Source organism: Staphylococcus sp. EG-SA-15 (assembly GCF_017151895.1).
In the GTDB taxonomy this organism is placed as follows: Bacteria; Bacillota; Bacilli; order Staphylococcales; family Staphylococcaceae; genus Staphylococcus; species Staphylococcus aureus.
On record NZ_JACVZN010000009.1, the window covers coordinates 42,422 to 68,481 of the forward strand.

The following is a 26,060-nucleotide window of genomic DNA, read 5'->3' on the forward strand; positions in this document are numbered from 1 at the left end:
AGAGGTTTTTGGGAAATGGATATTCTGTTAGGTGTAGGCACATTAGTCTTGGTTTTAGTGATCATGACGCTATTTTTAAAGTATGCACCGTACGGTAAACAAGGACTACAAGCATTATCCGGTGCAGCTTGTGCGACATTTCTACCACAAGCATTCTTAAGTTACGCTATTGGTGGCGTATTTGATATTAAATTTCTACAAGATATTGGGGATTTAGCAGGAAGTTTAAGCGGTATCGCAGTAGGTATTCTAACGTGCTTAAACTTAGGCGTTGCACCAGTATTTGCGGTTATTGTTGGTTTAGTATTACATGACTTTAAATTATTACCAGCATTCATCGCAGCTTATGGCGTAGCTTTTTTAATTAAATGGATTGAAAAGAAAGTTCCAGAAGGCTTGGACTTAATTGTGGTGATCTTATTTGCACCAGCAATTGCTTTCGGACTTGCATCAATCATTACACCTGGTGTGCTAGCAACATTAAAACAAATAGGTAGTGCTGTCACTGCGGTAGGTGATAACAATCCATATGCATTAGCGGTCATTTTAGGACTAGTGATTCCTGTTACAGGTATGACACCGCTAAGTTCAATGGTATTAACAAGTTTATTAGGACTGACAGGTGTTCCTATGGCTATTGGAGCACTAACATGTACAGGTAGCTCATTTGTTAACCTTATTTTATTCCGAAAATTAAACATTGGTGGACCGTCAAAAGCATTTGCAGTTTGTATTGAGCCATTGACGCAAATTGATTTAATAGCGCAATATCCAGTACAACTATATGGTACAAATGCACTGATTGGGGTCGTCAACGCATGTATCGTGACATTTAGCGGACTAGTAATAGGTGTCAAAGGTATGGCAACACCAATTGCAGGCGCCATCGTATTGTTTGGCTTTAATAATGCAGTGACATCAATTGTAACAATCGCAACAGTGATTATTGTCAGCATTGTCTTAGCCTATATTATTGGAACACTAATTAATAAGTTTAATTTAATGAATATCAACTTTAAAATGCCGAGCAAAAAGAATCATATTAAGGAGAGTGTTTAATTATGGCAAAGAGCTATGATTATCAAAGTGCTTTCGATATTATCGGACCAGTTATGATGGGCCCTTCAAGTTCTCATACGGCTGGTGCAGTAAAGATTGGGAATTCAGCACGCGCAATATTGGGAGATATTCCTAAAAATATTGAAATACATTATTATGAATCATTTGCTCAAACACACCAAGGACATGGTACAGATGTCGCTATTGTGGGTGGAGCAATGGGATATTCAACATTTGATAACCGAATTAAATCTTCATTAGAAATTGCAGCTGATGATGGTATTAAAATAGATATCATCGAAGAAGAAGGCGATAGTATTGGTCAACATCCAAACTGTGCTTATATCAAATCATCTCGTAATGATGGTCGCTACATTGAAATTATCGGTATTTCAATCGGTGGTGGTACAATTAAAATTAAAGGTATTCATATAAATGGACTAGAAGTAGATTTAAATCATGGATTACCAATTTTAGTTGTTGACGGAAATATGACTAAAGCACAAGTAAATCATTTCATCAATGATATCAACGATATGAAATTAGACTGTAAAGATGAATTTATTAAGATAGATGAAGATAAATGCTTGGTTGTAATACCATTAAATAAAGCAATCTCAGAATCAACATTAAATACAATTAAAGAGAAATACAGTGACGTAAACGTTTCCTATATAAATTAGAGGGGGAATAAACATGTTTGATTCAATTAGAGAGACTATAGATTATGCCGTAGAAAATAATATGTCATTTGCGGATATCATGGTTAAAGAAGAAATGGAATTAAGCGGTAAATCACGTGATGAAGTGCGAGCGCAAATGAAACAAAATTTAGATGTCATGCGAGACGCAGTAATCAAAGGGACGACAGGTGATGGGGTTGAAAGTGTAACGGGCTACACTGGTCATGATGCTGCTAAACTACGTGATTATAATGAAACACATCATGCTTTGTCTGGATATGAAATGATTGACGCAGTCAAAGGTGCCATTGCAACAAATGAAGTCAATGCTGCGATGGGTATTATTTGTGCAACGCCAACAGCTGGTTCCTCGGGTACCATTCCCGGTGCACTTTTTAAATTAGAAAAAACACATGATTTAACAGAAGAGCAAATGATTGATTTCTTATTCACTTCAGCATTGTTTGGGCGTGTCGTAGCAAACAATGCAAGTGTAGCTGGTGCAACAGGTGGCTGCCAAGCTGAAGTTGGTTCAGCATCTGCAATGGCCGCAGCTGCAGCAGTAGCTATATTCGGAGGATCACCAGAAGCATCCGGGCACGCTATGGCATTAGCGATAAGTAATTTATTAGGTTTAGTTTGTGATCCAGTAGCCGGACTTGTTGAAATTCCTTGTGTTATGAGAAATGCAATTGGTTCGGGTAACGCTTTAATTTCAGCAGATTTAGCATTAGCAGGTATTGAAAGTAGAATCCCTGTTGATGAAGTTATTGAAGCAATGGATAAGGTTGGTCGTAACCTTCCTGCATCATTACGTGAAACTGGATTGGGTGGACTAGCAGGCACACCAACTGGCGAAGCAATTAAACGTAAAATCTTTGGCACAGCTGAAGATATGGTTAAAAATAATTAATGAGATAACAATAAAATATTGATAAAAAAGAAGCATCTGTCTGGATCATTAGTACCAGATAGATGCTTCTTAATTATCTCTGAAGAAGTTGAAAGATTTATGGAAAATGCATACTAATCAAAATAGTGATTGCAAAAGCGCCCCCGTATATCTAAAATAACTTAAAAGGAGTGATGATATGCTAAGACTATCAATCATCTTTATAGCATTCATCATTAACACAACGATTACATATGGATATACGACTGAGGGAACGTGGGTCAATCTATTATTTAAATCTTTATCGCTCAGCATGATTATCGTTTTCATGTTCTACTATATTCGTTTTGTTATTGAGAAAAAGCGTTAAATCAAAGCTATGGGGATAGTATTTGAAAAGAATAAATAAAAGGGACAATGTAAATCAATGTAATATGCTCTACAAAGTTATATTGGCAGTAGTTGACTGAACGAAAATGCGCTTGTAACAAGCTTTTTGGGCCCCAACACAGAAGCTGACGAAAAGTCAGCTTACAATAATGTGCGAGTTGGGGTGGGACGACGATAAAGAAATACTTTTTCTATAGAAATTAGTATTTCTTATGCATGAGTTTTACTCATGTATTCCTATTTTTAAGTACACATTAGCTGTGGCTAATGTGTAAGAACCACTACATAATAAATCATTAGTGGCTCTTTATCATTTCTGTCCCACTCCCCTGAGAAGTTTAAAATTTTATATGTTGGCTTGTTATGTTAAGGGAATTAACATGGTTGTCTTGTTTATATTATGTGATTCAAACATTACTAGTCTTGTAAATCTAATTCGTAAAATGCTAAATCTAACCATCTATTAAATTTAAAACCTACATTGGTCAGTGTGCCGGCATGCTTAAAAGCAAACTTTTGATGCAACTGAATACTCGCTTTGTTGGAAGCATCAATGCCTGCAACTAGCGCACGATAACCTTTAGCTTTTGCTTCCACAATTAAATGGTGTAGTAATTGACTAGCAATACCTTTTCCTCTAGCTGAAGCATCGACATAAATAGAATGTTCGATTGTATATAGGTATGCTGGCCAAGGTCTAAATGAACCGAACGTCGCAAACCCTAAGACACTTCCATTTTCCTCAAATACAAAGATAGGCTCATGCTTACGTTGTTTCGTTTCAAACCATGCGACACGTTCGTCTATGGTTTGTGGTTCATAAGTATAAACAGCTGTAGTATTGATAATGGCATCATTGTATATCGCTAATATAGCGTTTAAATCCTCTTTTTTAGCGTATCTAATCATATCAATTCCCCCTTAGTAATTATTAAAAGCGTTTCGTTATTTGAATGCAAATATGTGTAATGAAATCTAACGTAAAAGTATACATGTAAATTTTATAGTATAAAATGAATTGCTATGAGTCATTTTGAAATTAATGGTATACTATATGAAATGTTAACAGGCATTGTGAAATGTATAAAAGGAGCCTTAACGTATGAAAAAATGGACAAATCGATTAATGACAATCGCTGGTGTGGTACTTATCCTAGTGGCAGCATATTTGTTTGCTAAACCACATATCGATAATTATCTTCACGATAAAGATAAAGATGAAAAGATTGAACAATATGATAAAAATGTAAAAGAACAGGCGAGTAAAGATAAAAAGCAGCAAGCTAAACCTCAAATTCCGAAAGATAAATCGAAAGTGGCAGGCTATATTGAAATTCCAGATGCTGATATTAAAGAACCAGTATATCCAGGATCAGCAACACCTGAACAATTAAATAGAGGTGTAAGCTTTGCAGAAGAAAATGAATCACTAGATGATCAAAATATTTCAATTGCAGGACACACTTTCATTGACCGTCCGAACTATCAATTTACAAATCTTAAAGCAGCCAAAAAAGGTAGTATGGTGTACTTTAAAGTTGGTAATGAAACACGTAAGTATAAAATGACAAGTATAAGAGATGTTAAGCCTACAGATGTAGGAGTTCTAGATGAACAAAAAGGTAAAGATAAACAATTAACATTAATTACTTGTGATGATTACAATGAAAAGACAGGCGTTTGGGAAAAACGTAAAATCTTTGTAGCTACAGAAGTCAAATAATCTATTACGCTAATGGATGAATATATTGAGTGGAAAACAGTCTTGATTGCGAGACTGTTTTTTGTTTGGTATGAGGTAGCAATGACGACGTGTCATTGGTGGAGATTGTAAAAATACATAATAAAAAGAAGCGGCAATGTATACCGCTCCTTTTTTATACTACATACCGATTTTCAACCATCTCTTTCTACTTAGTAATAAGACAATAGTATTAACTATAAATAGAAGAACGAAGAATGATACTATATTTATAATTTCAGTAGGACACATAAATGTTGACTCGTTATTCAATATTTTTTCTACGGCACGATACATCGTATTGCTCGCCTCAAATGGAGCAACGATACCAAATATATTTTTATTAATGGCAACTAAGATGACTGAACCAATCCAATATACAATGCTGATACCTAAGCTGATTAAAATGTTAGGTGAAACCATACTAATCGTTCCAACAACTAAGATATATTGTAAGATAACGAGTGAAAATAAGATTATTAATAGTAAGTAATGTGAGAAATCCGAATATATAATTGAAATAATAGTGATACTTAGAATTATGAACACTAAACATTCAAAAAATAACACTGCTACCTTTTTATAGAAGAAGGTAAAGATATTATCGCCAATCAATTTATAAAACAGGATATTTTTATTCGAATACTCTTTATTAATAAAATATGCAATAACAAATGAAAATAGTAAGAACCCTAATTGCGTTGCAACAGTATATGAACTGAAGAAAAACTGGCTATAGCTTAAACTTTTAACTTTGTCTATACCTATTGGTAAAAAATACCCAAGTAAGAAAAGGAATGTGAATAGCACAACAAGCGTGTAAATAATTTTATTGGAAATACTTTTTTTAAATTCTAATTTCAAAGTGGACACCTCAATTATAAATTAATGTAATCATTTATGACTTCTTCTTTTGATTGGTACTCTTCTATTTGAAGGTCTTTAAAAATAAAGTATTTACCCGGCAAAGCACTTAAATCGGATAAATTATGTGTAATATTGATAATAGTTTTAGTTTGATGGCTTTGAATAAAATCATTTAAAAATTCATAAATTTCATTAACTGTTTTCTTGTCTAAAGCGTTTGTAACTTCATCTAATATGATTAAATCATGATCTTCCAATAAGAAACTTAATAATTTAAGCTTTTGTTTTTGACCATCACTCAAGTTTTTTAGTAGTACGTTAGACGGTATTGCTTCGATGTTTAGTATGTTATAAATCTTATCGAATGTTTGTCGATTGTTTTCAAATTTTGATTTTAACAATGATAATAAAAAATCTTTTGTTATATCATTAGGAATATTTGATGAACTTGATATTAAGGTTACATTTTGAGAAATGGACTTAGGGATATTTCCACTATGATTTAGTAAGAAATCTTTAGCTAATAAAGATTTTCCTACACCATTTTTACCAACAATGTGATTGATCTGACCAAGATAGAAATTTAAATCACAATTGTCAACTAGTTGTTTGTTTTTAACTTTTAAAGAATAGTTATTTAGTTTCATGTATACAACTCCTATGTATAAAGGGATTTATTACACCGATATTTAATTGTATTTTTAAAAATTCTTTCACATTATGTATAGATGTTATAAATTAGTATATCACACTATATTTTGTCTAAATGATAAATATATCGTTATATTTTTACAATATTCTGAAATTTATGTTCACCTCTGAATGCTATATCCAGTGTAATGTGTTTTGCATATATGAAAGCAATTTCAAAATGTGAATATAGGTTCATTGTGGTATGACAAACTTCATTGCTTGTCATGAGATGGATATAATGAAGACGACTAAAAGAGCAATGAGGAGGATAATCATGGTTAAGGCTATTGCGGTAGATATGGACGGGACGTTTTTAGATTCAAAAAAGACATATGATAAACTTAGATTTGAAGCGATTTTTACTGAACTTAGAAATAGAGATATTACATTTATTGCTGCGAGTGGCAATCAATATGCGAAGTTGAAGTCTATTTTCGGGGATAGAGATATGTATTTTATTTCTGAAAATGGTGCAGTTATTTATAATGGCAATGAGTTATATAATTATAAAAGCTTTAATCGTCAGGTGTTTCAACAGGTTGTCGATTACTTAAATATGAAGCAAAGTATTGATCAACTCGTCATCTGTGGTTTGAAAAGCGCGTATATTTTAAAACATACTTCTGAAGCGTTTAAAGAAGATACGAGATTTTATTATCATCAGTTAAAAGAAATTGACAGTCTACAGCAATTACCTGAGGATGATTATGTCAAAATAGCATTTAATATTAATCGTGAGACGCATCCGAATGTTGACGAAGAAGTAGCAACGCAATTCAGCAATGATATTAAACTTGTCTCAAGTGGGCACGATAGCATTGATATTATTATGCCAAACATGACTAAAGGGCAGGCATTAAAACGATTGTTAGATAAATGGGAAATGTCTCCTTCAGAGCTCATGGCCTTCGGAGATGCGAATAATGATAAAGATATGTTAGCGTTCGCTAAGCATAGTTATGTGATGGAAAATAGTCATGATGAAGAATTGTTCAATATTGCCTCTGCTGTCGCTCCAAGTAATGATAAGCAGGGTGTATTAACGATTATCGAACAAGAAGTGTTGAAAAAGTAGGTAGTATATCATCAATGAAGCAGCTATCATGATACTAAATACATGTTAAATGAAAACTTTGAATACGAATCATCAAATATTAATATATCTCAAACAGGTTAGGCAATAATGCCATAGTAAAATAAGCGCACTAAAATCATTTGAATAGATGATAAAATAAAGCGGATTTTAATCAAATCGATTTTGATACAGATATACAAAATAAAAAGCAAAGGCACATGGCGCGCCTTTGCTTTTAAATATATATATTAATTTAAACGTGTTTCACATGTACCAGTGTTAATGACAGATAATGCTGCGTTTAAACCACCTTCAACAAGGTTTTGTACTGCTTCATCAGAGAAGAAAGCAATATGTGGTGTTACTAAAATTCTTTCATGTTCGATTAACTCTAATAATGTTTTATCGTCAATGTCTTTATTAGTCCAGTCATTTGTGAAGTATGCTGCTTCATTTTCATAAGTATCAATCGCAGCACCTAACAAAGTACCATCGTTCACTGCAGCGATTAAATCAGGTGTATTGATGACTGCACCACGTGCTGCGTTAACTAAGATTGCACCTTTTTTCACATGATCAAACATTGCTTTATCGAATAAATGATAGCTTTCTTTGTTCGCTGGAACATGTAAAGAAATAATATCGGCATCTTTAATAGCTTCTTTAACACTATCTTTATAAGTTAAAAAGTCTAAATCTTTATTAGGATAGGCGTCATAAGCTGTAATTGTAGCACCAAATCCTGCATATATTTTAGCTGTAGCAGCACCGATACGACCCGTACCAATAATTGCAACAGTCATATTTTTAACTGGTTTAGACATGATTTCTGCTTGCCAAGTAAAATCATGTGCTTGTACACGGCGTTCAATATCTGGGAAGCGACGCACTAATTGTAGGGCGATAGAAACAGAATACTCTGCAATTGTTTCAGGTGAATAACTAGGAACGTTAGATATCACAATATTGTGTTTTTTAGCTAAATCTAAATCATACATATCAAATCCAGCAGTACGTTGTGCAATTTGTTTAATACCGTAAGATTCTAATTTAGGATAAACGTCATTTTCTAACTTACCAAATTGCATTGTAGTTACGCCATCGTAATCTTTTAATTGATCGACTGTAGCACTTGATAATAGCTCTTTAGAAGTAGTTACTTCGACATTATTCTTTTTCCCCCAATTTAATGCCATCTCTTTCTCATAATCACGCGTACCAAAGAACATAATTTTTGTCATTATTAAAAACCTCGCTTTTAAAAGATTGAAAAGTAAATGAGTGAAATTAAAGATTATGCACATTAAAATCACGCCACAATTTAATTGTGAAAAATATCACAAATATATTATAACACTAAATTTCCCAAAATTCAAAAGTGTGTTTTATTGCAGAAAACTTATAACATGTGCACAAGTTATAGTGAATTGCAAACGGATTACTTTAGTCTTTTTAAAACATGAAGTATAATTTGTATAGCAATAAATATAAAAATGGGAGGCTATGTTCAATGAGCAATATGAATCAAACAATTATGGATGCATTTCATTTCAGACATGCGACTAAGCAATTCGATCCACAAAAGAAAGTTTCGAAAGAAGATTTTGAAACAATATTAGAGTCAGGTAGATTGTCTCCAAGTTCTCTTGGGTTAGAACCTTGGAAGTTTGTCGTGATTCAAGATCAAGCGTTACGTGATGAATTAAAAGCGCACAGTTGGGGCGCAGCAAAACAATTAGATACAGCGAGCCATTTTGTGCTAATTTTTGCGCGTAAAAATGTAACGTCAAGATCACCGTATGTACAACATATGTTAAGAGATATTAAAAAATATGAGGCACAAACGATTCCAGCTGTTGAACAAAAATTCGATGCATTCCAAGCAGATTTCCATATTTCTGATAATGATCAAGCCTTGTATGACTGGTCAAGTAAACAAACGTATATTGCATTAGGCAATATGATGACGACAGCCGCATTGTTAGGTATTGATTCATGTCCGATGGAAGGTTTTAGTCTGGATACAGTGACAGACATTTTAGCAAATAAAGGTATTTTAGATACTGAGCAATTTGGTTTATCAGTGATGGTTGCATTTGGCTACAGACAACAAGATCCACCGAAAAATAAAACACGCCAAGCATATGAAGATGTTATTGAATGGGTTGGACCAAAAGAATAAATAGAATACAGTATGTCTAAATATATAAAATTAAAAAGTTAGCAATAAAAAAAGCCTGCGATTACATAAATGAATCGCAGGCTTTTGCGTGAAAAAATTGTATTAATAAAGTATGGATGATTATTTTTCTGGAACAAGGTCAGTATTTGAATGAACTGTGATGTCAAACCCTTCTGGTGCCGTAAATGTATGTGTTGAGGCGTCGGGTTGATAAATATCAACATGTGTTAATCCATAACTTTGTGCATTGTTTTGTCTTGCTTGATTGGATTGCCAAGTATTAGCAGCAATATGATGGTGATAATGATTCGTTGACATAAATAGCGCACGTGGAAAATCAGACACATGTTGGAATCCTAATTGTTCAATGTAACATTGATATGCTGCGTCTAAATCATGTGTTTTTAAATGTAAGTGTCCAATCATGCCTTTTGCTGGCATTCCTTGCCAACCTTCATCAGTACGATGTGTTAATAAGGTTTGGCTATCAACTTCTAAAGTATCCATTTTAACTTTGCCATTTTGCCATTCCCATGAAGATGAAGGTCTATCGCGATAGACTTCAATACCATTACCTTCGGGGTCGTTGAAATATAAAGCTTCACTTACTAAATGATCACCAGCGCCAATGCCCATATTTTTTTGTGCCACGAAATATAAGAAGTTAGCTAGATCCTCAGTAGTTGGTAATAAAAATGCTATATGAAAAAGTCCTGCTTCACGTGGGGAAGTCTGACGGCCGTCTTCTAATAAATGTAACGTTAGAGTATGGCCACCAGTCCCAACAGATAATACGGTTGTGTTATCGTCAGAACTTTTAACGGATAGTCCTAAAATGCTTTTGTAAAATGTTGTCATTAAGTCTAAGTCTCTTACGTTCAGTTCAATGTTTGTCACTTGTGTTGCTGTTTTATCGTGAAATGCCATTATGCATCGCCTCGTTTTCTATTTTTCTATAAGTTAGTATAAAAAGTATACCAGAAAAGAAAATGAATTGATAGCATAAAGTTTGAAATGCAAAATAACTAGTCGTTTTGCAATTTTATATTGATGCGAACAAAAAAGCGATGGTACAGTTGCACCATCGCAAAATTTATTTAACCAAGATATACATCTTGATATGAATCTTCTTTTTCTAACATATGTTTGGCAAATGAACATGAGGCAATAATTTTTAAATTATTTTCTCGAGCGTGTTCAACAACTGCTTTAACTAGTTTTTTGCCAACACCTTGACCACCGAGTTCATCAGATACGCCTGTATGATCAATGTTAATTTCATTATTATCCACAAAACGGTATGTGATTTCAGCTAAAGCATGATTTTCATCATCACCTATATAGAATTTGTTCTCGCCTTGTTTAATTTCAAGGTTACTCATACATATCAACTCCTATCATGATTGATTATAGTATTTCCCTATTCTATTTTAACTTAAACGAAGTAAAAGGTGCATGACAGTCATGTGACGACATTGCCACATTTATGTAGTCGTTTTTATTAAGCGCAATTTGAAATAAAGATGAAAACACGTATCTTGACATTAAATCTATTCAGCTATATAATTTATCTCGAAATCGAAATAAAATAAAAGTTGGTGATGATATGGATCGAACGAAACAATCGCTCAATGTCTTTGTCGGAATGAATAGAGCATTAGACACATTAGAGCAAATTACAAAAGAAGACGTAAAGCGTTATGGATTAAATATTACTGAATTTGCAGTGCTTGAGTTGCTTTATAACAAAGGTCCACAACCAATTCAACGTATTAGAGACCGCGTATTAATTGCAAGTAGCAGCATTTCATATGTTGTAAGTCAATTAGAGGACAAAGATTGGATTACACGTGAAAAGGATAAAGATGATAAACGTGTATATATGGCTTGTTTAACTGAAAAAGGTCAAAGTCAAATGGCAGATATTTTCCCTAAGCATGCTGAGACATTAACAAAAGCGTTTGATGTGTTAACAAAGGATGAATTAACAATCTTACAACAAGCGTTTAAGAAACTAAGTGCACAATCTACAGAAGTGTAAAGCGTGCACTAAAAATTTACATTAAAATATCTCGATTTCGAGATAAATACATTAAAAAGACAAAGAGGGTATATAAAATGGCAAATAATCATGAACTATTAGGTATTCACCATGTTACAGCAATGACAGATGATGCAGAACGTAATTATAAATTTTTTACAGAAGTACTAGGCATGCGTTTAGTTAAAAAGACAGTCAATCAAGATGATATTTATACGTATCATACTTTTTTGCAGATGACGTAGGTTCGGCAGGTACAGACATGACGTTCTTTGATTTTCCAAATATTACAAAAGGGCAGGCAGGTACAAATTCCATTACAAGACCGTCTTTTAGAGTGCCTAACGATGACGCATTAATGTATTATGAACAGCGCTTTGATGAGTTTGGTGTTAAACACGAAGGTATTCAAGAATTATTTGGTAAAAAAGTGTTGCCATTTGAAGAAGTCGATGGCCAAGTGTATCAATTAATTTCAGATGAGTTAAATGAAGGGGTAGCACCTGGTGTACCTTGGAAGAATGGACCGGTTCCAGTAGATAAAGCGATTTATGGATTAGGACCCATTGAAATTAAAGTAAGTTATTTTGACGACTTTAAAAATATTTTAGAGACTGTTTACGGTATGACAACTATTGCGCATGAAGATAATGTCGCATTACTTGAAGTTGGCGAAGGCGGCAATGGTGGCCAGGTAATCTTAATAAAAGGTGATAAAGGGCCAGCAGCACGTCAAGGTTATGGTGAGGTACATCATGTGTCATTTCGTGTGAAAGATCATGATGCAATAGAAGCGTGGGCAACGAAATATAAAGAGGTAGGTATTAACAACTCAGGCATCGTTAATCGTTTCTATTTTGAAGCATTATATGCACGTGTGGGGCATATTTTAATAGAAATTTCAACAGATGGACCAGGATTTATGGAAGATGAACCGTATGAAACATTAGGTGAAGGTTTATCATTGCCACCATTTTTAGAAAATAAAAGAGAATATATTGAATCGGAAGTTAGACCTTTTAATACGAAGCGTCAACATGGTTAATTGGAATGAGGAGGATTTGTGATGAAACATATTTTTAGAGAAGGACAAAATGGTGCGCCAACACTAATATTATTGCATGGTACAGGTGGTGATGAGTTCGATTTATTACCGTTAGGCGAAGCATTGAATGAAAATTATCACTTGTTAAGTATTAGAGGACAAGTTTCAGAAAATGGGATGAACCGTTATTTCAAACGTCTTGGTGAAGGTGTTTATGATGAAGAAGATTTGGCATTTCGTGGACAAGAATTGTTAACGTTCATTAAAGAAGCTGCTGAACGTTATGAATTTGATATTGAAAAGGCTGTGCTTGTTGGATTTTCAAATGGATCAAATATAGCGATTAACTTAATGTTGCGTTCAGAAGCACCATTTAAAAAAGCATTGTTATATGCACCGTTATACCCAGTTGAAGTAACGTCAACAAAGAATTTATCAGATGTCAGTGTGTTGCTTTCTATGGGGAAACATGATCCAATTGTGCCATTAGCTGCAAGTGAACAAGTCATTAACTTGTTTAAGACACGTGGGGCACAAGTCGAAGAAGTTTGGGTGAATGGTCATGAAATTACAGAAACTGGATTAACGGCTGGTCAACAAATACTTGGGAAATAACAGTTCTATTAAGAAGCGGACAGATGGAAAAGATTTTTACTTTTCATCTGCCCGCTTTTTTGATTTTGAAGTGCTGTACTAAATTTTACAATAGTATAGATATTTTAATCGATATGAGATTTGCCGGTAATACGCTTAATTAAACCTTTATAGAGTACAGGTATGAGTAAGATGAAACCGAACAATCCCATAATAGGGAATACTTTTCCAATTAATGAAATGAAACCGATAAATGTACTAATATAAGTGATGACAGCCATTGTAATAATAATGATGAAGTAACGTCTGCTGAATGGAACGCTGAAACGTGACGCAAATGCATACATTAATCCAACAACAGTATTGTAGATGACAAGTATCATAATGACAGACATAATAATACCAATTGACGGAGACATTTGTGTCGCTAATTTTAATGTAGGTAGATCTACGTGTTTAATTTTATCGAATTGAGAAATTAAACCTAGATTAATCATCATGAGTAAAAATGTAATGATTAAACCGCCAATCAAGCCCCCGTATAACGTTGAGTCACGATATTTAACTTTACTACCCATCACTGATAAGAAGCTGAAGGCAGCAGCAATTTGCAAGCTTGCATAGTTAATCGCATCAAACCACCATCCAGGTGATAATGATTTCTGCTTATGAATCTGAGCATCATTATTAGCGGCAGTAAAATCAAGATGACTTGTTGTGAAATAGTAGACCGCAATCATAATGACAATCGCAATTAAAAATGGGGTAACACCGCCAAGCACAGCAATTAAACGATCGAATTTTAGAAACAGTGTTGCTAAAATAAAGGCGACTAATATGAGTGCGCTCAGCCAATACGGTAAGTTGAAACTTTGATGAATGGTTGACGCACCACCTGCAGTCATAATAATAGCTAAAGACAACATAAACATTGTTAAAATAATATCAAAACCTCTTGCAATAGAGGGGTATAAGAAATAGTTAATTGAATCAGAATGATTTCTGGACTTTAGATGATGACCTGTATGCATGACAACCATTCCACCTAAAGTAATCAATAGTCCTGTTACAATAATGCCTGAAATGCTATATGCGCCATGACTTGTGAAAAACTGGAAAATTTCTTGACCAGTAGCAAAGCCGGCACCAACGACAACACCAACAAAGGCAAATGCCACAATAATGGACTCTTTTAAGATACGCATGATTTAAAAATGTCCCTTCGTAATTTTAAGTAATATAGAAAATGTAACATACATGTTAATGAAAAATATAGTACTAATATAGTATTTTGTTAAATTGGAGTAGAAGCGAGGGTGTCGGTCATTTCATTAATTTATTAGTTGATTTTGCATTTTTTTGCTGTAAAGTTGTTATAATACAGTTAACAGGAATTAGCATAGATACACCAATCCCCTCACTACTCGCAATAGTGAGGGGATTTTTTTCGGTGTAGCTAGGTCGCCTATTTATCATCGTGTTTGCGTAGCCAATGCGTAAACACAGTACCACTAAATAAGTGCACGATACATGCATCAAATGTCGTCTTTAGTCTAAGTAACGATCATGCATTAACATTTTCAAAATATCTATTTGAGCTTGAAGATCTTTACCAATATTGGTATCACGAATCTTCTTACGTTGTAATTCTTTATCTACGACGCGCTTTATAGAAAGTTCATCGATACCTTCGGAAAGTATTTTTTCTTTAGCGTTAAATTGTTGGTGTGCAACGAGTTGCATACCGAATGAATTATACAATAGTGTATAGCCTGCAATGCCAGTTGTTGACTGATAAGCTTTTGAAAAGCCACCATCAATGACAAGCATCTTTCCATCAGCCTTGATAGGATCTTCGCCATTGATTTCTTTCACTGGTGTGTGACCATTAATAATGCGTCCTTCATCTGGATTTAATCCGAAATCACTGAGCATTTTACGAACCATATTCACATCTTCACGAAGATGATAGTACGGATTCTTTTCTTCTTTATGAGAAGCTTTATCTGCAATAAAGTATCGCTCAAACGTAGTCATGGCACGTTTACCAAATAGTGACGAATATTTCCCAGTCCATAAATACCAAACTAAATCCGTCGATAAGTCATCAGTATTTTCTTTTTCATCAAATGATTTACGGACATGATACTCAAACACATCTAATAATTCTTGGCCGCTGTAAGTATGACCATCAATTTCAAATGATTCCATCTCACCATTTTCATCAACTGGAATACAACCATGAATGAGTAAATTGCCATTATATGGTAAGTAAAGAGAGCCTTTACGCATCAAGAAAGACATATGACGACGTAATTTTTCAGATTGTTGGAATGACAATAATAGTTTATTCATGACTTCTTCTTCTTCAGGTAGTAATTCTGCTGGATTATCACGATTGACAGTTTGGAAACATGTGTCTTTCAATGGGTATGTATTACCATAAACTGTAATTTCATTTGTATCATAATTAACCTTTTCAAGCACAAGACGTTCTTCCATTTCGAAATTTGGACGACGTTTAATAATTGGTATTTCTAACTTGAATTGAATCATCGCAATAGCTTGATGAATTTTAGTAATTTGACTTTCTTCACGTTGAGTTAAACGTTCGTGTTTGTCAGGTCTTTTTTTAGGCTTAAAAGCAGGATTATCTGCGTCATAGTATTTTTCAGCTAAAGTAAGCAGTGGTCTTAAATTAATGCCATAAGCGTCTTCGATAATATCTAAATTATCATAACGTGCACAAATTCGAAGTAAGTTTGCTAAGCATACTTTTGACCCAGCATAGGCTCCAACCCAAAGCACATCATGATTACCCCATTGAATATCTAGGGAATGATAATTAATCAGTGTATCCATAATTTTATCTGGTTGTGGTCCACGATCATAAATATCACCGACAACGTGTAAATGATCGACGACTAAGCGTTGTACGGAATAAGCGAGTCCAATAATTAAATCATCTGCCTGTTTAAGTTCAATTACTTGGTTAACAAGTGTTTCGTAATATGATTTTTTATTTTGATATTCATTACTTTTATACAGTAGTTCCTCAATAATATAAACGTATTGTTTTGGCAATGCTTTACGCAGTTTTGAACGCGTATATTTTGAAGAACAATATTTAATTAACTCAATTAAATGTTCGATTGTTGTGATATACCAGACATTAAGTTGACCGCAATTTTGGAAATCACTTTTAATCAATTTTAATTTGTCTTCTGGATAGTAGACAAGAGCAGTTAAGTCATTAAGCTCCTTAGTTGAAAGTCTCTCTTTGAAAATATCATTGATTTTCGCTCGCACGTTCCCAGAACCGTTGCGTAATACGTGTTGGAAAGCTTCATATTCACCATGTAAATCGCTGACGAAATGTTCCGTACCTTTAGGTAATTCTAAAATTGATTCTAAATTGATAATTTCAGTTGCAAGTTTTTCTGGAGTATCAAAATTTTGGGATAGTAAATCTAAATACTTCTTTTTTAATTCTTTTTCAGTAATTTGAGTCATTACGTGTCACTCCTGTAGTATATTTCAAACGTTAGTTTATAAAATAAATGCGCTTACAATGATTATCAAGAAAACGTTAACATTTTTCAATAAGTATGCTTGAATTGATAAAAATAGAGGGCAGGATTTTGGTATTAGGAGCCGTTGCAGTTTAGTTAAGTAAAAGTGGGGAAGTGATATATCTATTTTAAAAATGAGAGAAGAGATTTGTTATATTCACTAGTTTCCTAAAAAATTACGATATGTAAAATGTGGAATTGCCAAAATTTGGATAAAAAAATCCCCACACCATTATTTGGGTGAAGGGATTTGAAAATGATTTTGGAATACGATGGAATATGTGTGTATTTAGACATTTAATAACTTTAAGTTACTAAATATTTTTCTTCTTGAAAATAAATACTACAAGTATTAAGAAAATAGAAATATAAGCAATATTACCAATAAACAATTCATGAAGTTCTAATTTCGTCGACTTACTAAAACCTTTTTCAACTGTTTGAAGCATAATATTCATCATATTAATAGGATTCCACTTTAGCCAGTCTATTTTTTCTAAAAGTGCCGTTTGAATAACTGCTAAAATAGAACTTGCAAAATAAAAAACAATACCTACAGCAATGGCTACACCCGTTGAATTTGTTGCAGATGATAATAGCAACGTTAAGCTTAAAACTAACCAAACGCCAACAAATGTGCCTAAACTAACTAATAATAATTGATTCAATAAAGATAATTGATTACCGCTACTTTCAAATATATTTAAATCATTAAAGAATAAAGAACCAATAACAATTGAAGCAATAATTGTAATAATAAAATAAATTAAAGAAATAATAAATAATGTGATGATTTTGCTAACAATCATAGTTGTTCTTGAATATTCACGATAGAGTAAATTTTTAATCGTACCGTAATGAAATTCCATTGAAATGATTGTACTTGCTTGAATAATTAATAAAAATGCAAACCATGAAAAACCATTATAAGCAGATGTGAAAGATTCCTGTGGCGTAAAAATTTCATTGTATTTTGTAGCAATATAACCTTGAGCAACCATTAGTAGAATAAAGACAATAGGTGCGATAAAAGTTGATTTCTTTTTAAATAATTTGAAACATTCTTGTTTAATTAAAGTTCCCATTTTATGCTTGGTCCTCCCTTTCTATGATTTCTAGTAATACATTTTCTAAATCATTATCTTTAAATTGTTTAAGTTCTTCTTCCGATGTTTCTGTAACAATTTTACCTTTGTTAATAATAAGGATAGAGTTTGTGATTTTAACTAATTCACTTAAAATATGACTCGAAATTAAGAAAGTAACACCTTCTTGCGCTTTTTGGACAATCAATTCACGTACATCTCGCACAGCTTTTGGATCTAAGCCGTTCATTGGTTCATCTAAGATAATAAATTGAGGTTTATTTAAAAATGCTATAGCAATTCCTAATTTTTGTTTCATACCAAGAGAATACGTTTTAGCTTTTTTATGAATGTATTCATTCATATGAAGTTGTGAGACAATTTTATCGATATCTTGAGTGTTTTTTGATTCGTTCAATAACTTCAAGTTTTCATATCCAGACATAAAAGGATATATTCCTGGATTTTCAATCAATGCACCGATATTGTTTTTACTGTCCTTGCTGTTAATAACATTAAAATTCCCGCTTTGGAAACTAGAGTAACCTAATATAACTTTCATTAAAGTTGTTTTACCTGCACCATTCGCTCCAACGAGACCAACTATTTGCCCGCGTTTCAGCTTAAATGATACATCTTCGAGAATCGTTTTGTTGCCTATCTTCTTTGTTAAATGTTCTATTGTTAAAACATCCATATCACTATCTCCTTTGCTATTAAATAATCTGAATCTTAAGTTTTTATATATAAAATTAATTTTATCACATAGAAAGTGTTATAAAAATATGGATTTAAAAAACTTTAATAATATAAAACATAAATATGAATACGAGTATTTTTGTAGCATGCAAATGGCATTGCTACATTTATTAAAATTCGCAATTTGTTATGAGTAACTTTTTTGGATAGTAGGCACATTAAAGTGACGAAAACAATTTGTGTGGAGGACAGGGTAAATTCTGCTTATTTAAGATGATAGTTTGTATTATAGATGGATTTGTGAGATAAGTTTGCGGAATAAATGGTGCATAACTAAGTAAATATATGTTAATTACAACAATATTTGACAAAAATGGGAGTGACAACAATAATATAGTTAACCGGTTAACTAACGAAGAGGAGGAATAATAGTGGATATGAAGAGAGAAGTTATTTTAAAGTTACAACAATTTATTATAGAAAGAGAAAATGCCGATAAAAGAAGACAGTATAAAAAGGAAAATGAGGAACTAGATTTATCTCTAACACAATTTCATATCATAGAGTTGATTGATAATAATGATAAAGTGAATAATAAATTTTTGTCTGAAATGTTAAATGTATCAAAACCAGCAATTACTAAATCGATAAAAAAACTTTTAGCGAAAGGCTTAGTAGTTGAATCGCACAATGAATTTAACAAAAGAGAAGTTAATTATTCATTAACACAAGAAGGAAAAAAATTATCTTATATACATGATGAATTACATGAAAAAGCGGTAAAAAAATATGAAGAGGTACTTAAAGTCTTTGATAATGATGAAATGGCAGTTATTGTAGAGTTTTTAAATCGTAGTATAGAAGAATTAAAAAAAGAAGATGGTTTAAATGACTAATAGTAATATCAGATTATATATTCTAGGATTTTTAGCATTTTTTGCATCATTGATTCAAAACATATACACGCCTATTATTCCGAGACTATATGACGATTTTCAAGTACCACTATTTTGGATAAATGCGACAGTTGGCGGTTTTATATTTATCGTTGCAGTTATGCAAATTGTACTTGGTAGAAGTATAGATTCTCGTGATTCGAAAAAAGTACTTTTAACGGGATTGGGAATAGTAATCATATCTAGCTTTATTTGTGCAGTGACACATAACTTTATATTATTTGCTATATCAAGGTTATTTCAAGCAATTGGTTGCGGAATTATTCCTCTCGTGACTTTAACTTTATTAGCCAAACTAAGTACAGATAATGGTAGAGCTCAAGCTATGGCGAACTATCAAATATTTTTATCATGTGCGCCAGCTTTGGCACCAATCTTAGGGAGTACTTTAGGTGCAAGATGGGATTATATTGGTATTTTTAGTTTTTTGCTTGTTATATCTATCGTATTATTTCTGATTATCTTTTTTATTGATATTCCAAATGTTGAAAAAGGGATTGTGAAATTAACTGAAAAAATTGAAGAAAAATATTTGATCGATAAAGTGTTTATTACTTTAGTGACATTGGGATTTTTAATATTTTTGACGTACTTTTCAATATTAGTTTATTTACCGACATTATTAAATAATACCTATGATATAGGCGTTGGAATATCAGGAGTTTTGTTTTTACCTATTACTGTTAGTGTTATATTAGGAAGTTTATTTTATAAACGATTGTCAAAAAAATATAATGAAATAATGATACTTCGTGTTACTATAACTGGATTTGCTATATTTACGTTATTGTTTGGTTGGTTAAACGAATCAAATGTAATTATATTATCAGTAATTATATTTATATTAGGTACTTGTGTTGGTATTGTGCCAGCTTTGCTGTCTACTATAATTTCTAAAAGGTTTGAACATATAAAAGGGAAAGTGCTAGGTGTATTTAATTTTGTGAGATATATTGGAATGACTGTCGGTGCATTATTAATTGGTATCATTTCTCAGCCGTTGGTAGCCTTTTACTTCACAACTATAACTAGCATGTTAATAATAATATTTCTTTATATAAAGATAGGTGACTTTCAGCTAAAGTATGCCAAATAAACTTAAAAAAGCAGTGAATCATTTCAATAGATGGAATGATTTTACTGCTTTTTGTTTATAGAAATTTAAAATTCATGCCTTTATGCTAACAACAATATTATTTTACTCTCTTACGTTTGCCAATGTAACGTATAGCAAAGTAAATGACTGCGATAATGATGACAACATACATAATACGTGAATATGTATGAAGACCAGTCATCAACATACCAAAGCTATCGCTCAACGTGCGTCCTAGTAAAATTAATCCGAAATTCCAAATTGTTGTACCTATTAATGAAATAACGGTAAATGTCACAACATTCATGCGGTTTACACCAGCTGGAATGGTAATTAATACACGTAATACAGGTATGAAACGACAGATAAATACAGCCCATACGCCATACTTTTTAAACCAATCATTTGCTCGCTTTAAATCCTTACTTTTCAATTTAATCCACTTACCGTGTCGATCAATAAAGCGATATAGACGTTCTTCTGAAATCAAACGACAGATATAATATAAAATTAACAGCCCTATAAACGATGCGATGGTTGCAATAATAAATAAAGTTAAAATTGATAAATGTGATTTAACAGACATAAGACCAGCAAATGTCAGAATAATTTCCGATGGTACGATAGGTAAAACATTTTCTAATAAAATTAATATAAAAATGGCTGCATACCCAAAACGACTAATAAATTCAGTGATAATTTGTTCCATTATTAAAAATAAGCTCCTTTAATTTTCAGCAATTGCAGACAAATAGAAACTGGATAAATTCAAATGAATAATGAATGATGTCGTATGCGATGTTGAAACAAGCATTTGTCTTAAAATGTATTATAAGCAATAAATCAAAAAATTGCTTACTATAAGTACGAAAAGTCAACAAATGATCATCTAAATAACAGGCGCTGCACAATGAATGAGCAATGTAGTTTTATGCAATTTAAAATGAATGTCGAATATGTAAGAAAGCCTGCAATATACGTTTTAAAACACTAGGATTGCAGTATTTTTAATCAACAAATGATAGGCTACTATGTAACTAAAAGTTCCTTTATATCGTTTTAATAGCAAAAGTTAAGCGGAATTTAATAAAATTTTTATAGATTCTATTGTAAACGCTTTCCATGTCTGATAATATTATAAAAAATAACTTTGGTACAATTTTGTGACAAAGTAGGGGTAGACATGCCAGATGTCCGAAAATTTTAACGTTTCAGGGTAAGGTTTAAAAAATTAATTAGGGAAGTAGGAATAGTTATGAAGGAAAAACGAACTAACGTAAGGTGGATGTTCGCGCTTGCGTTCTTCTTTATTGGGGTTATTGCGTATATGGATAGAGCAAACATTTCATATATCGCTAAGCAAATGATGGATGATTTAGGGATGACAAAACCACAATTTGGTTTATTGGCATCATTCTTCTCTCTAGGTTATGCATTAATGCAAGTACCATCGGGGATGTTGGCTGAAAAATTCGGTCCACGTAAGATGATTACAATTGCATTAGTTTGGTGGAGTGCATTTACAATCTTAACGGGTATGATTAAGAACCACGGTTTAATTTATTTAGTGAGATTCTTATTTGGTGTAGGTGAGGCGCCAATGTACCCTTCTAATGCTGTGTTTAATTCATTTTGGTTCTCTAAAAATGAAAAAGGTAGAGCATCAAGTGCATTATTAGCAGGATCATATTTCGGACCTGTATTAGCACCAATAGTTACAATTGCTATTGTTAACGCATTTAACTGGCAAGCAGTATTTTACATTTTTGGTGCAGTAGGTATTTTAATGGCTGTATTATGGGCGATTATTGCCAAAGACTTACCTGAGCAACATAGAATGGTTAATGAAGCGGAGAAACGTTTCATTATGGAAAATCGTGATATCGTAGCTACTGAAAAGTCATCACCACCATGGAATGATTTCTTTAAACGTTTTAGCTTCTATGCAATTGCAATTCAATACTTTGTTGTACAATTTATCATTACATTATTCTTAATTTGGTTACCGACGTATTTAACAGAAGTATTCCACGTTAACTTTAAAGAAATGAGCATTAGTTCATTACCTTGGTTATTAATGTTCTTCTTAATCTTATCAGCAGGTGCAATTTCTGACCGTGTATTAGGATTAGGTCGTTCAAAATTCGTAGCTAGAGGTGTAATTGCAATTGCAGGATTTATTGTGTTTGCAGTTTCAATTATCTTTGCTGTACGCACAGGAAATTTATATGTAAGTATTTTCTGGTTATCACTAGGTCTTGGTGGTATCGGTATTTCAATGGGTATGAGTTGGGCTGCAGCAACTGACTTAGGACGTAACTTCTCTGGTACAGTATCAGGGTGGATGAACTTATGGGGTAATATAGGTGCATTAATCAGTCCGCTATTAGCAGGTCTATTCGTAGAACATTTGGGTTGGACAATGACATTCCAATTGTTAATCGTTCCAGCAGTAATCGCTGTGATTATGTGGTTCTATGTGAAACCAGATCAACCTTTAATTGTTAGTGATGATAAAGCAATAGAAAAATAATTTAAACAAGCAATAAGCTTTCACATAGTTGGGGCTTATTGCTTTTTTTACGTTGAAATTGAAACTTTTTAAAACGGATATGGTTTAAGATGAAAGGGAAGTTATTAAAATGATATATGTAAAGAAATAAAGTTTTAAAACATTAGTCAGGCAACGCTTGTAAAAGTACATATAAATTTTAGGAGGTTATACATATGAAGGAAAACTTAGAGAAATATATTAGAAGTTTGCCTCTTATAGGTCTGATTATAAGTATTTTTTTAATTATTTTATACTTCTTAATTTATCGAGTAGAAGGAAATTTTTGTGTAATCATTTTGTACTGCTTACTGCCATTATTTGTAAATACGTCACTATATATATTATACGTAATCATCTTTCGATATTTTAAGAAATGAACTGACATCGAATGTCATTTTAAATAACGAATATAGGAACTATTCAAGCTTATGAGGCAAATATGTTTTATAAACTTTCTTAAATTCACTATAGTTTGGATCATGAACCCTAGGAATAATATGAAGTAAATAAACCTTAAGTCTATGTGAATGTTTTTCTAACCCTAAATATCGTATTCACTAAAATAATTTCAACATGTCACAAATAAATCTTAACTAGCGCAAAGGTGGGCGACCAAAGGTTCAACGATGTTAAATAACATTAGAAAATAATTTTAATTGGACTTTAAAAGTTTTTGAATTTAGATAATTGAGTATAAGGTGTTATAATGACATATGTTGCGTAATTAAAATTTATAGCAACAAATTCATTTTAACTATGCTAATAAAAAGATTATGGAAATATTTTGACAAGGAAAGGAGAAGTCGAAATGACATCTTTTTGACATCACTCATAAAAATCAATCGACTTAACTTAGACTTTTATAAAGGTGTAAGACAGGGACTGTTAATGATTATTCCCGCAATAATCGGTTACTTATGTGGTAATTTCCAATTTGGATTATTAGTTGCAACCGGAACACTAGCCCATATTTATGTTTTTAAAGGTCCGTCGCGATCTAAGCTGCGAACTGTAATAATTTGTAATTTAGCGTTTGCAATATGTATGATGCTTGGTACGCTAACAGCCAAAACGCCACTCGTTTTTGGAATGACATTATTAATTGTTACGGTTATACCATTTTATATATTTACTGCCTTAAAAATAGCTGGACCGTCATCGACATTCTTCATTGTGACATTCAGTCTACCCATTAACTTACCTATAGCTCCCGAAGAAGCATTATATAGAGGCTTTGCGATTTTAGTAGGCGGTATACTTGCCACTATGATGGTGTTAATCACGATCGTATTTTCTAAAAACAAAGCTGAAGAACAAGCAATTCAAAATGATTTTAAACTCATATCTAAGTTGTTACACACTTATAATGATAAATCTGCATTTTTACAAGTAGCAAAAACAGCGGTGGATAATTTTAAAGCATCTGATAAATTATTAATCACTTCTACTTCAAGTAACGATAAATTAAGTAGACGTTTCCAAAAATTATTATTATTACACACATCTGCCCAAGGGATTTATTCTGAACTGTTAGAGTTGAACGCTAAACAAATTCGACCATTGCCAGATGAGTTAATTGAAATGATGGATCATATCATTGCACAACTAGATAATAGTGAGGAAAATGTAAGATATTGGCGAAAAGAAGTGACAGTAACAGAGGAATTTCAAAATTTATTCAACCATATATTGAAAATTGATGAAATGGTGCATGCAAATGAAGCGCGTATTGCGTATGAAGCAGACATGCGAAAACCTTTATATAGTAAACGCATTTATCAAAATTTAACATTAGACTCTATTGTTTTTAGAAATACATTGAGATATACAGCGATTATGATGATAGCGATATTTATTGCGTTAATGTTTGATTTTGAAAAAGCATACTGGATACCGTTATCTGCACATACAATATTACTAGGAACATCAACTATACATGCAATCGAGAGAGGTATGGCACGAGGTTTAGGTACTATTTTAGGTGTGTTAGTACTTTCAGTCATATTGTTGTTTTCAATACCAACACCTGTTGCAGTAATTTTAATGGGCATTGCAGCATTGTTTACTGAAGCATTGGTGGGAGCAAATTATGCGATTGCAGTAGTTTTTATTACAATACAAGTTATTTTAATGAATGGATTAGCATCACAGAATTTAACAATTAACATTGCGTTTCCAAGAGTTATTGACGTTGCAATGGGTATTGTGATTGCAATCATAGGTTTATTTGTCCTTGGACAACGTACCGCATCCGCATTGCTTCCTAATGTAATGGCTGAAGTTGTTCGTAAAGAAGCAACGCTCTTCCATTATTTGTTTTCTGAAAACCAATATAAAGATGATGTGTATCAGAAAAACACGGCTATGAACCTATCTGTGAAATTAAATAACATGACGCAAGTTTATAATGCAGCTAATGGTGAATTATTTAGTGATAAGACATTGATTCAAAATTATTATCCTAGCTTATTCGCATTAGAAGAAATTAGCTTTATGTTAAATAGAGCCATGGCTAATGAAGATAGACTTACAATAAATGAACAATTAATGGGCGAGTATTTAGCAACATTTGAAAACATCGCTAAGCATTTAGAATTAAATACAGAATTAGAAATAAAGATATTACCAGATTTACCACAGTATAATTATATTCAATCAGCAATGATGAATATTCAACACAATAGTTTTTGTGAGAGAGACAAGAACGTTTAAAATAAAATATTTATCAGGTCAGACTAACGTTTGTCTGAAGTTATTATGACGGGAGTCTAAAAAATTGTGTTTAATATGTTTCATTTTATAATTATGGTGGTATATAACATGAATTATAACATAT

At 32.5% G+C, this 26,060-nt stretch carries 26 protein-coding genes and 2 pseudogenes; 17 read left to right on the top strand and 11 right to left on the bottom strand.

Annotated elements, in window-relative coordinates; translation table 11 throughout:
* Positions 1–15 precede the first annotated feature (15 nt).
* The 5 genes from IDG64_RS06130 (at position 16) to IDG64_RS06150 (ending at position 3,004) form a co-directional block, all read left to right on the top strand.
* Positions 16–1,059, top strand: coding sequence for a PTS sugar transporter subunit IIC (locus IDG64_RS06130; protein ID WP_000353634.1), 1,044 nt, complete (start codon positions 16–18; stop codon positions 1,057–1,059).
* Positions 1,060–1,061: 2 nt separating this feature from the next.
* Positions 1,062–1,742 (top strand): L-serine ammonia-lyase, iron-sulfur-dependent subunit beta, encoded by a 681-nt coding sequence (gene sdaAB, locus IDG64_RS06135; protein WP_001140234.1) that lies wholly within the window; start codon positions 1,062–1,064, stop codon positions 1,740–1,742.
* A gap of 13 nt (positions 1,743–1,755) precedes the next feature.
* The gene (sdaAA, locus tag IDG64_RS06140; RefSeq protein ID WP_000460421.1) at positions 1,756–2,655 is read left to right on the top strand and encodes an L-serine ammonia-lyase, iron-sulfur-dependent, subunit alpha; all 900 of its coding nucleotides are present in this window, start codon (positions 1,756–1,758) and stop codon (positions 2,653–2,655) included.
* A gap of 18 nt (positions 2,656–2,673) precedes the next feature.
* Complete coding sequence (locus IDG64_RS06145; protein WP_001789909.1) at positions 2,674–2,772, top strand: hypothetical protein; 99 nt, start codon at positions 2,674–2,676, stop codon at positions 2,770–2,772.
* A gap of 61 nt (positions 2,773–2,833) precedes the next feature.
* Positions 2,834–3,004 (top strand): hypothetical protein, encoded by a 171-nt coding sequence (locus tag IDG64_RS06150; protein WP_001549802.1) that lies wholly within the window; start codon positions 2,834–2,836, stop codon positions 3,002–3,004.
* A 437-nt stretch (positions 3,005–3,441) separates the two neighbouring features.
* Here IDG64_RS06150 and IDG64_RS06155 read toward each other — a convergent pair whose 3' ends face one another.
* Positions 3,442–3,933, bottom strand: a complete 492-nt coding sequence (locus tag IDG64_RS06155; protein ID WP_000621927.1) for a GNAT family N-acetyltransferase — start codon at positions 3,931–3,933, stop codon at positions 3,442–3,444.
* A 193-nt stretch (positions 3,934–4,126) separates the two neighbouring features.
* On the opposite strand from IDG64_RS06155, the gene srtA reads away from it, so the two are divergent.
* Positions 4,127–4,747: a class A sortase SrtA gene (gene srtA, locus IDG64_RS06160; RefSeq protein ID WP_000759362.1), complete on the top strand. Its 621-nt coding sequence runs from the start codon at positions 4,127–4,129 to the stop codon at positions 4,745–4,747.
* Between the two features lie 159 nt (positions 4,748–4,906).
* Here srtA and IDG64_RS06165 read toward each other — a convergent pair whose 3' ends face one another.
* Both IDG64_RS06165 and IDG64_RS06170 read right to left on the bottom strand, forming a co-directional pair.
* Entirely contained in the window at positions 4,907–5,638 is a 732-nt protein-coding gene (locus IDG64_RS06165) for a peptide ABC transporter permease (RefSeq protein ID WP_001795485.1), read from the bottom strand.
* Between the two features lie 5 nt (positions 5,639–5,643).
* On the bottom strand, positions 5,644–6,279 hold the full coding sequence (locus IDG64_RS06170; RefSeq protein ID WP_000773917.1) for an ATP-binding cassette domain-containing protein: 636 nt from the start codon (positions 6,277–6,279) through the stop codon (positions 5,644–5,646).
* Between the two features lie 320 nt (positions 6,280–6,599).
* Between IDG64_RS06170 and IDG64_RS06175 the strand changes: the two genes are divergently transcribed.
* Positions 6,600–7,400, top strand: a complete 801-nt coding sequence (locus IDG64_RS06175; RefSeq protein WP_000237517.1) for a Cof-type HAD-IIB family hydrolase — start codon at positions 6,600–6,602, stop codon at positions 7,398–7,400.
* 248 nt (positions 7,401–7,648) lie between these two features.
* Here the strand turns inward: IDG64_RS06175 and IDG64_RS06180 are convergent, their stop codons facing one another.
* Positions 7,649–8,641: a D-lactate dehydrogenase gene (locus IDG64_RS06180; protein WP_000161536.1), complete on the bottom strand. Its 993-nt coding sequence runs from the start codon at positions 8,639–8,641 to the stop codon at positions 7,649–7,651.
* A gap of 269 nt (positions 8,642–8,910) precedes the next feature.
* Here IDG64_RS06180 and IDG64_RS06185 point away from each other — a divergent pair, with 269 nt between their 5' ends.
* Entirely contained in the window at positions 8,911–9,582 is a 672-nt protein-coding gene (locus tag IDG64_RS06185) for an NAD(P)H-dependent oxidoreductase (RefSeq protein ID WP_000069098.1), read from the top strand.
* Positions 9,583–9,702: 120 nt separating this feature from the next.
* Here the strand turns inward: IDG64_RS06185 and IDG64_RS06190 are convergent, their stop codons facing one another.
* Positions 9,703–10,509 (bottom strand): VOC family protein, encoded by an 807-nt coding sequence (locus IDG64_RS06190; protein WP_000863977.1) that lies wholly within the window; start codon positions 10,507–10,509, stop codon positions 9,703–9,705.
* 170 nt (positions 10,510–10,679) lie between these two features.
* Complete coding sequence (locus IDG64_RS06195; RefSeq protein ID WP_000067113.1) at positions 10,680–10,964, bottom strand: GNAT family N-acetyltransferase; 285 nt, start codon at positions 10,962–10,964, stop codon at positions 10,680–10,682.
* A 224-nt stretch (positions 10,965–11,188) separates the two neighbouring features.
* Here IDG64_RS06195 and mhqR point away from each other — a divergent pair, with 224 nt between their 5' ends.
* The 3 genes and pseudogenes from mhqR to mhqD all read left to right on the top strand — a co-directional run bounded on the left by mhqR (position 11,189) and on the right by mhqD (position 13,283).
* Entirely contained in the window at positions 11,189–11,623 is a 435-nt protein-coding gene (gene mhqR, locus IDG64_RS06200) for a MarR family transcriptional regulator MhqR (protein WP_000376233.1), read from the top strand.
* 77 nt (positions 11,624–11,700) lie between these two features.
* A pseudogene (gene mhqE, locus IDG64_RS06205) lies at positions 11,701–12,668 on the top strand (ring-cleaving dioxygenase MhqE).
* A 21-nt stretch (positions 12,669–12,689) separates the two neighbouring features.
* Entirely contained in the window at positions 12,690–13,283 is a 594-nt protein-coding gene (mhqD, locus tag IDG64_RS06210) for a methylhydroquinone degradation carboxylesterase MhqD (RefSeq protein ID WP_000680461.1), read from the top strand.
* A 104-nt stretch (positions 13,284–13,387) separates the two neighbouring features.
* Here the strand turns inward: mhqD and IDG64_RS06215 are convergent, their stop codons facing one another.
* The 4 genes from IDG64_RS06215 to IDG64_RS06230 form a co-directional block, all read right to left on the bottom strand.
* Positions 13,388–14,467 (bottom strand): YkvI family membrane protein, encoded by a 1,080-nt coding sequence (locus IDG64_RS06215; RefSeq protein ID WP_001549787.1) that lies wholly within the window; start codon positions 14,465–14,467, stop codon positions 13,388–13,390.
* Between the two features lie 343 nt (positions 14,468–14,810).
* Positions 14,811–16,775, bottom strand: a complete 1,965-nt coding sequence (locus IDG64_RS06220) for a fructose-1,6-bisphosphatase (protein ID WP_000192168.1) — start codon at positions 16,773–16,775, stop codon at positions 14,811–14,813.
* A 373-nt stretch (positions 16,776–17,148) separates the two neighbouring features.
* Positions 17,149–17,919: an ABC transporter permease gene (locus IDG64_RS06225; protein ID WP_000536959.1), complete on the bottom strand. Its 771-nt coding sequence runs from the start codon at positions 17,917–17,919 to the stop codon at positions 17,149–17,151.
* A 1-nt stretch (position 17,920) separates the two neighbouring features.
* Positions 17,921–18,616, bottom strand: coding sequence for an ABC transporter ATP-binding protein (locus IDG64_RS06230; RefSeq protein WP_000382899.1), 696 nt, complete (start codon positions 18,614–18,616; stop codon positions 17,921–17,923).
* Positions 18,617–19,055: 439 nt separating this feature from the next.
* Here IDG64_RS06230 and IDG64_RS06235 point away from each other — a divergent pair, with 439 nt between their 5' ends.
* From IDG64_RS06235 to IDG64_RS06245, 3 genes and pseudogenes are all read left to right on the top strand, one after another.
* Positions 19,056–19,514 (top strand): MarR family winged helix-turn-helix transcriptional regulator, encoded by a 459-nt coding sequence (locus IDG64_RS06235; protein WP_001834516.1) that lies wholly within the window; start codon positions 19,056–19,058, stop codon positions 19,512–19,514.
* Complete coding sequence (locus tag IDG64_RS06240; RefSeq protein ID WP_000185195.1) at positions 19,507–20,670, top strand: MFS transporter; 1,164 nt, start codon at positions 19,507–19,509, stop codon at positions 20,668–20,670. The genes IDG64_RS06235 and IDG64_RS06240 overlap by 8 nt, the downstream gene beginning before the upstream one ends.
* Positions 20,660–20,759, top strand: a pseudogene (locus IDG64_RS06245) (hypothetical protein). The gene IDG64_RS06240 and the pseudogene IDG64_RS06245 overlap by 11 nt, the downstream one beginning before the upstream one ends.
* Positions 20,760–20,767: 8 nt before the next feature.
* Here the strand turns inward: IDG64_RS06245 and uptA are convergent.
* Positions 20,768–21,379: an undecaprenyl phosphate transporter UptA gene (gene uptA, locus IDG64_RS06250; protein ID WP_000435044.1), complete on the bottom strand. Its 612-nt coding sequence runs from the start codon at positions 21,377–21,379 to the stop codon at positions 20,768–20,770.
* A 546-nt stretch (positions 21,380–21,925) separates the two neighbouring features.
* Here uptA and IDG64_RS06255 point away from each other — a divergent pair.
* From IDG64_RS06255 to IDG64_RS06260, 3 genes are all read left to right on the top strand, one after another.
* A complete protein-coding gene (locus IDG64_RS06255; protein ID WP_000660709.1) occupies positions 21,926–23,203 on the top strand; it encodes a pyruvate MFS transporter in 1,278 nt (425 codons plus the stop codon).
* A 194-nt stretch (positions 23,204–23,397) separates the two neighbouring features.
* The gene (locus IDG64_RS15150) at positions 23,398–23,601 is read left to right on the top strand and encodes a hypothetical protein (RefSeq protein ID WP_001621913.1); all 204 of its coding nucleotides are present in this window, start codon (positions 23,398–23,400) and stop codon (positions 23,599–23,601) included.
* Positions 23,602–24,112: 511 nt separating this feature from the next.
* Entirely contained in the window at positions 24,113–25,936 is a 1,824-nt protein-coding gene (locus tag IDG64_RS06260; RefSeq protein WP_000586385.1) for an FUSC family protein, read from the top strand.
* Positions 25,937–26,060: the final 124 nt, after the last annotated feature.

Coding starts and splice junctions, on each gene's coding strand:
- IDG64_RS06195 (WP_000067113.1), bottom strand. CDS start 10,964: ATGAGTAACCTTGAAATTAAACAAGGCGAGAACAAATTCTATATAGGT.
- IDG64_RS06230 (WP_000382899.1), bottom strand. CDS start 18,616: ATGGATGTTTTAACAATAGAACATTTAACAAAGAAGATAGGCAACAAA.
- IDG64_RS06150 (WP_001549802.1), top strand. CDS start 2,834: ATGCTAAGACTATCAATCATCTTTATAGCATTCATCATTAACACAACG.
- IDG64_RS15150 (WP_001621913.1), top strand. CDS start 23,398: ATGAAGGAAAACTTAGAGAAATATATTAGAAGTTTGCCTCTTATAGGT.
- IDG64_RS06215 (WP_001549787.1), bottom strand. CDS start 14,467: ATGCGTATCTTAAAAGAGTCCATTATTGTGGCATTTGCCTTTGTTGGT.
- IDG64_RS06235 (WP_001834516.1), top strand. CDS start 19,056: ATGAAGAGAGAAGTTATTTTAAAGTTACAACAATTTATTATAGAAAGA.
- sdaAB (WP_001140234.1), top strand. CDS start 1,062: ATGGCAAAGAGCTATGATTATCAAAGTGCTTTCGATATTATCGGACCA.
- srtA (WP_000759362.1), top strand. CDS start 4,127: ATGAAAAAATGGACAAATCGATTAATGACAATCGCTGGTGTGGTACTT.
- uptA (WP_000435044.1), bottom strand. CDS start 21,379: ATGGAACAAATTATCACTGAATTTATTAGTCGTTTTGGGTATGCAGCC.
- IDG64_RS06225 (WP_000536959.1), bottom strand. CDS start 17,919: ATGGGAACTTTAATTAAACAAGAATGTTTCAAATTATTTAAAAAGAAA.
- IDG64_RS06175 (WP_000237517.1), top strand. CDS start 6,600: ATGGTTAAGGCTATTGCGGTAGATATGGACGGGACGTTTTTAGATTCA.
- IDG64_RS06240 (WP_000185195.1), top strand. CDS start 19,507: ATGACTAATAGTAATATCAGATTATATATTCTAGGATTTTTAGCATTT.
- mhqR (WP_000376233.1), top strand. CDS start 11,189: ATGGATCGAACGAAACAATCGCTCAATGTCTTTGTCGGAATGAATAGA.
- IDG64_RS06220 (WP_000192168.1), bottom strand. CDS start 16,775: ATGACTCAAATTACTGAAAAAGAATTAAAAAAGAAGTATTTAGATTTA.
- sdaAA (WP_000460421.1), top strand. CDS start 1,756: ATGTTTGATTCAATTAGAGAGACTATAGATTATGCCGTAGAAAATAAT.
- IDG64_RS06190 (WP_000863977.1), bottom strand. CDS start 10,509: ATGGCATTTCACGATAAAACAGCAACACAAGTGACAAACATTGAACTG.
- IDG64_RS06180 (WP_000161536.1), bottom strand. CDS start 8,641: ATGACAAAAATTATGTTCTTTGGTACGCGTGATTATGAGAAAGAGATG.
- IDG64_RS06130 (WP_000353634.1), top strand. CDS start 16: ATGGATATTCTGTTAGGTGTAGGCACATTAGTCTTGGTTTTAGTGATC.
- IDG64_RS06185 (WP_000069098.1), top strand. CDS start 8,911: ATGAGCAATATGAATCAAACAATTATGGATGCATTTCATTTCAGACAT.
- IDG64_RS06255 (WP_000660709.1), top strand. CDS start 21,926: ATGAAGGAAAAACGAACTAACGTAAGGTGGATGTTCGCGCTTGCGTTC.
- IDG64_RS06170 (WP_000773917.1), bottom strand. CDS start 6,279: ATGAAACTAAATAACTATTCTTTAAAAGTTAAAAACAAACAACTAGTT.
- IDG64_RS06260 (WP_000586385.1), top strand. CDS start 24,113: ATGATTATTCCCGCAATAATCGGTTACTTATGTGGTAATTTCCAATTT.
- mhqD (WP_000680461.1), top strand. CDS start 12,690: ATGAAACATATTTTTAGAGAAGGACAAAATGGTGCGCCAACACTAATA.
- IDG64_RS06155 (WP_000621927.1), bottom strand. CDS start 3,933: ATGATTAGATACGCTAAAAAAGAGGATTTAAACGCTATATTAGCGATA.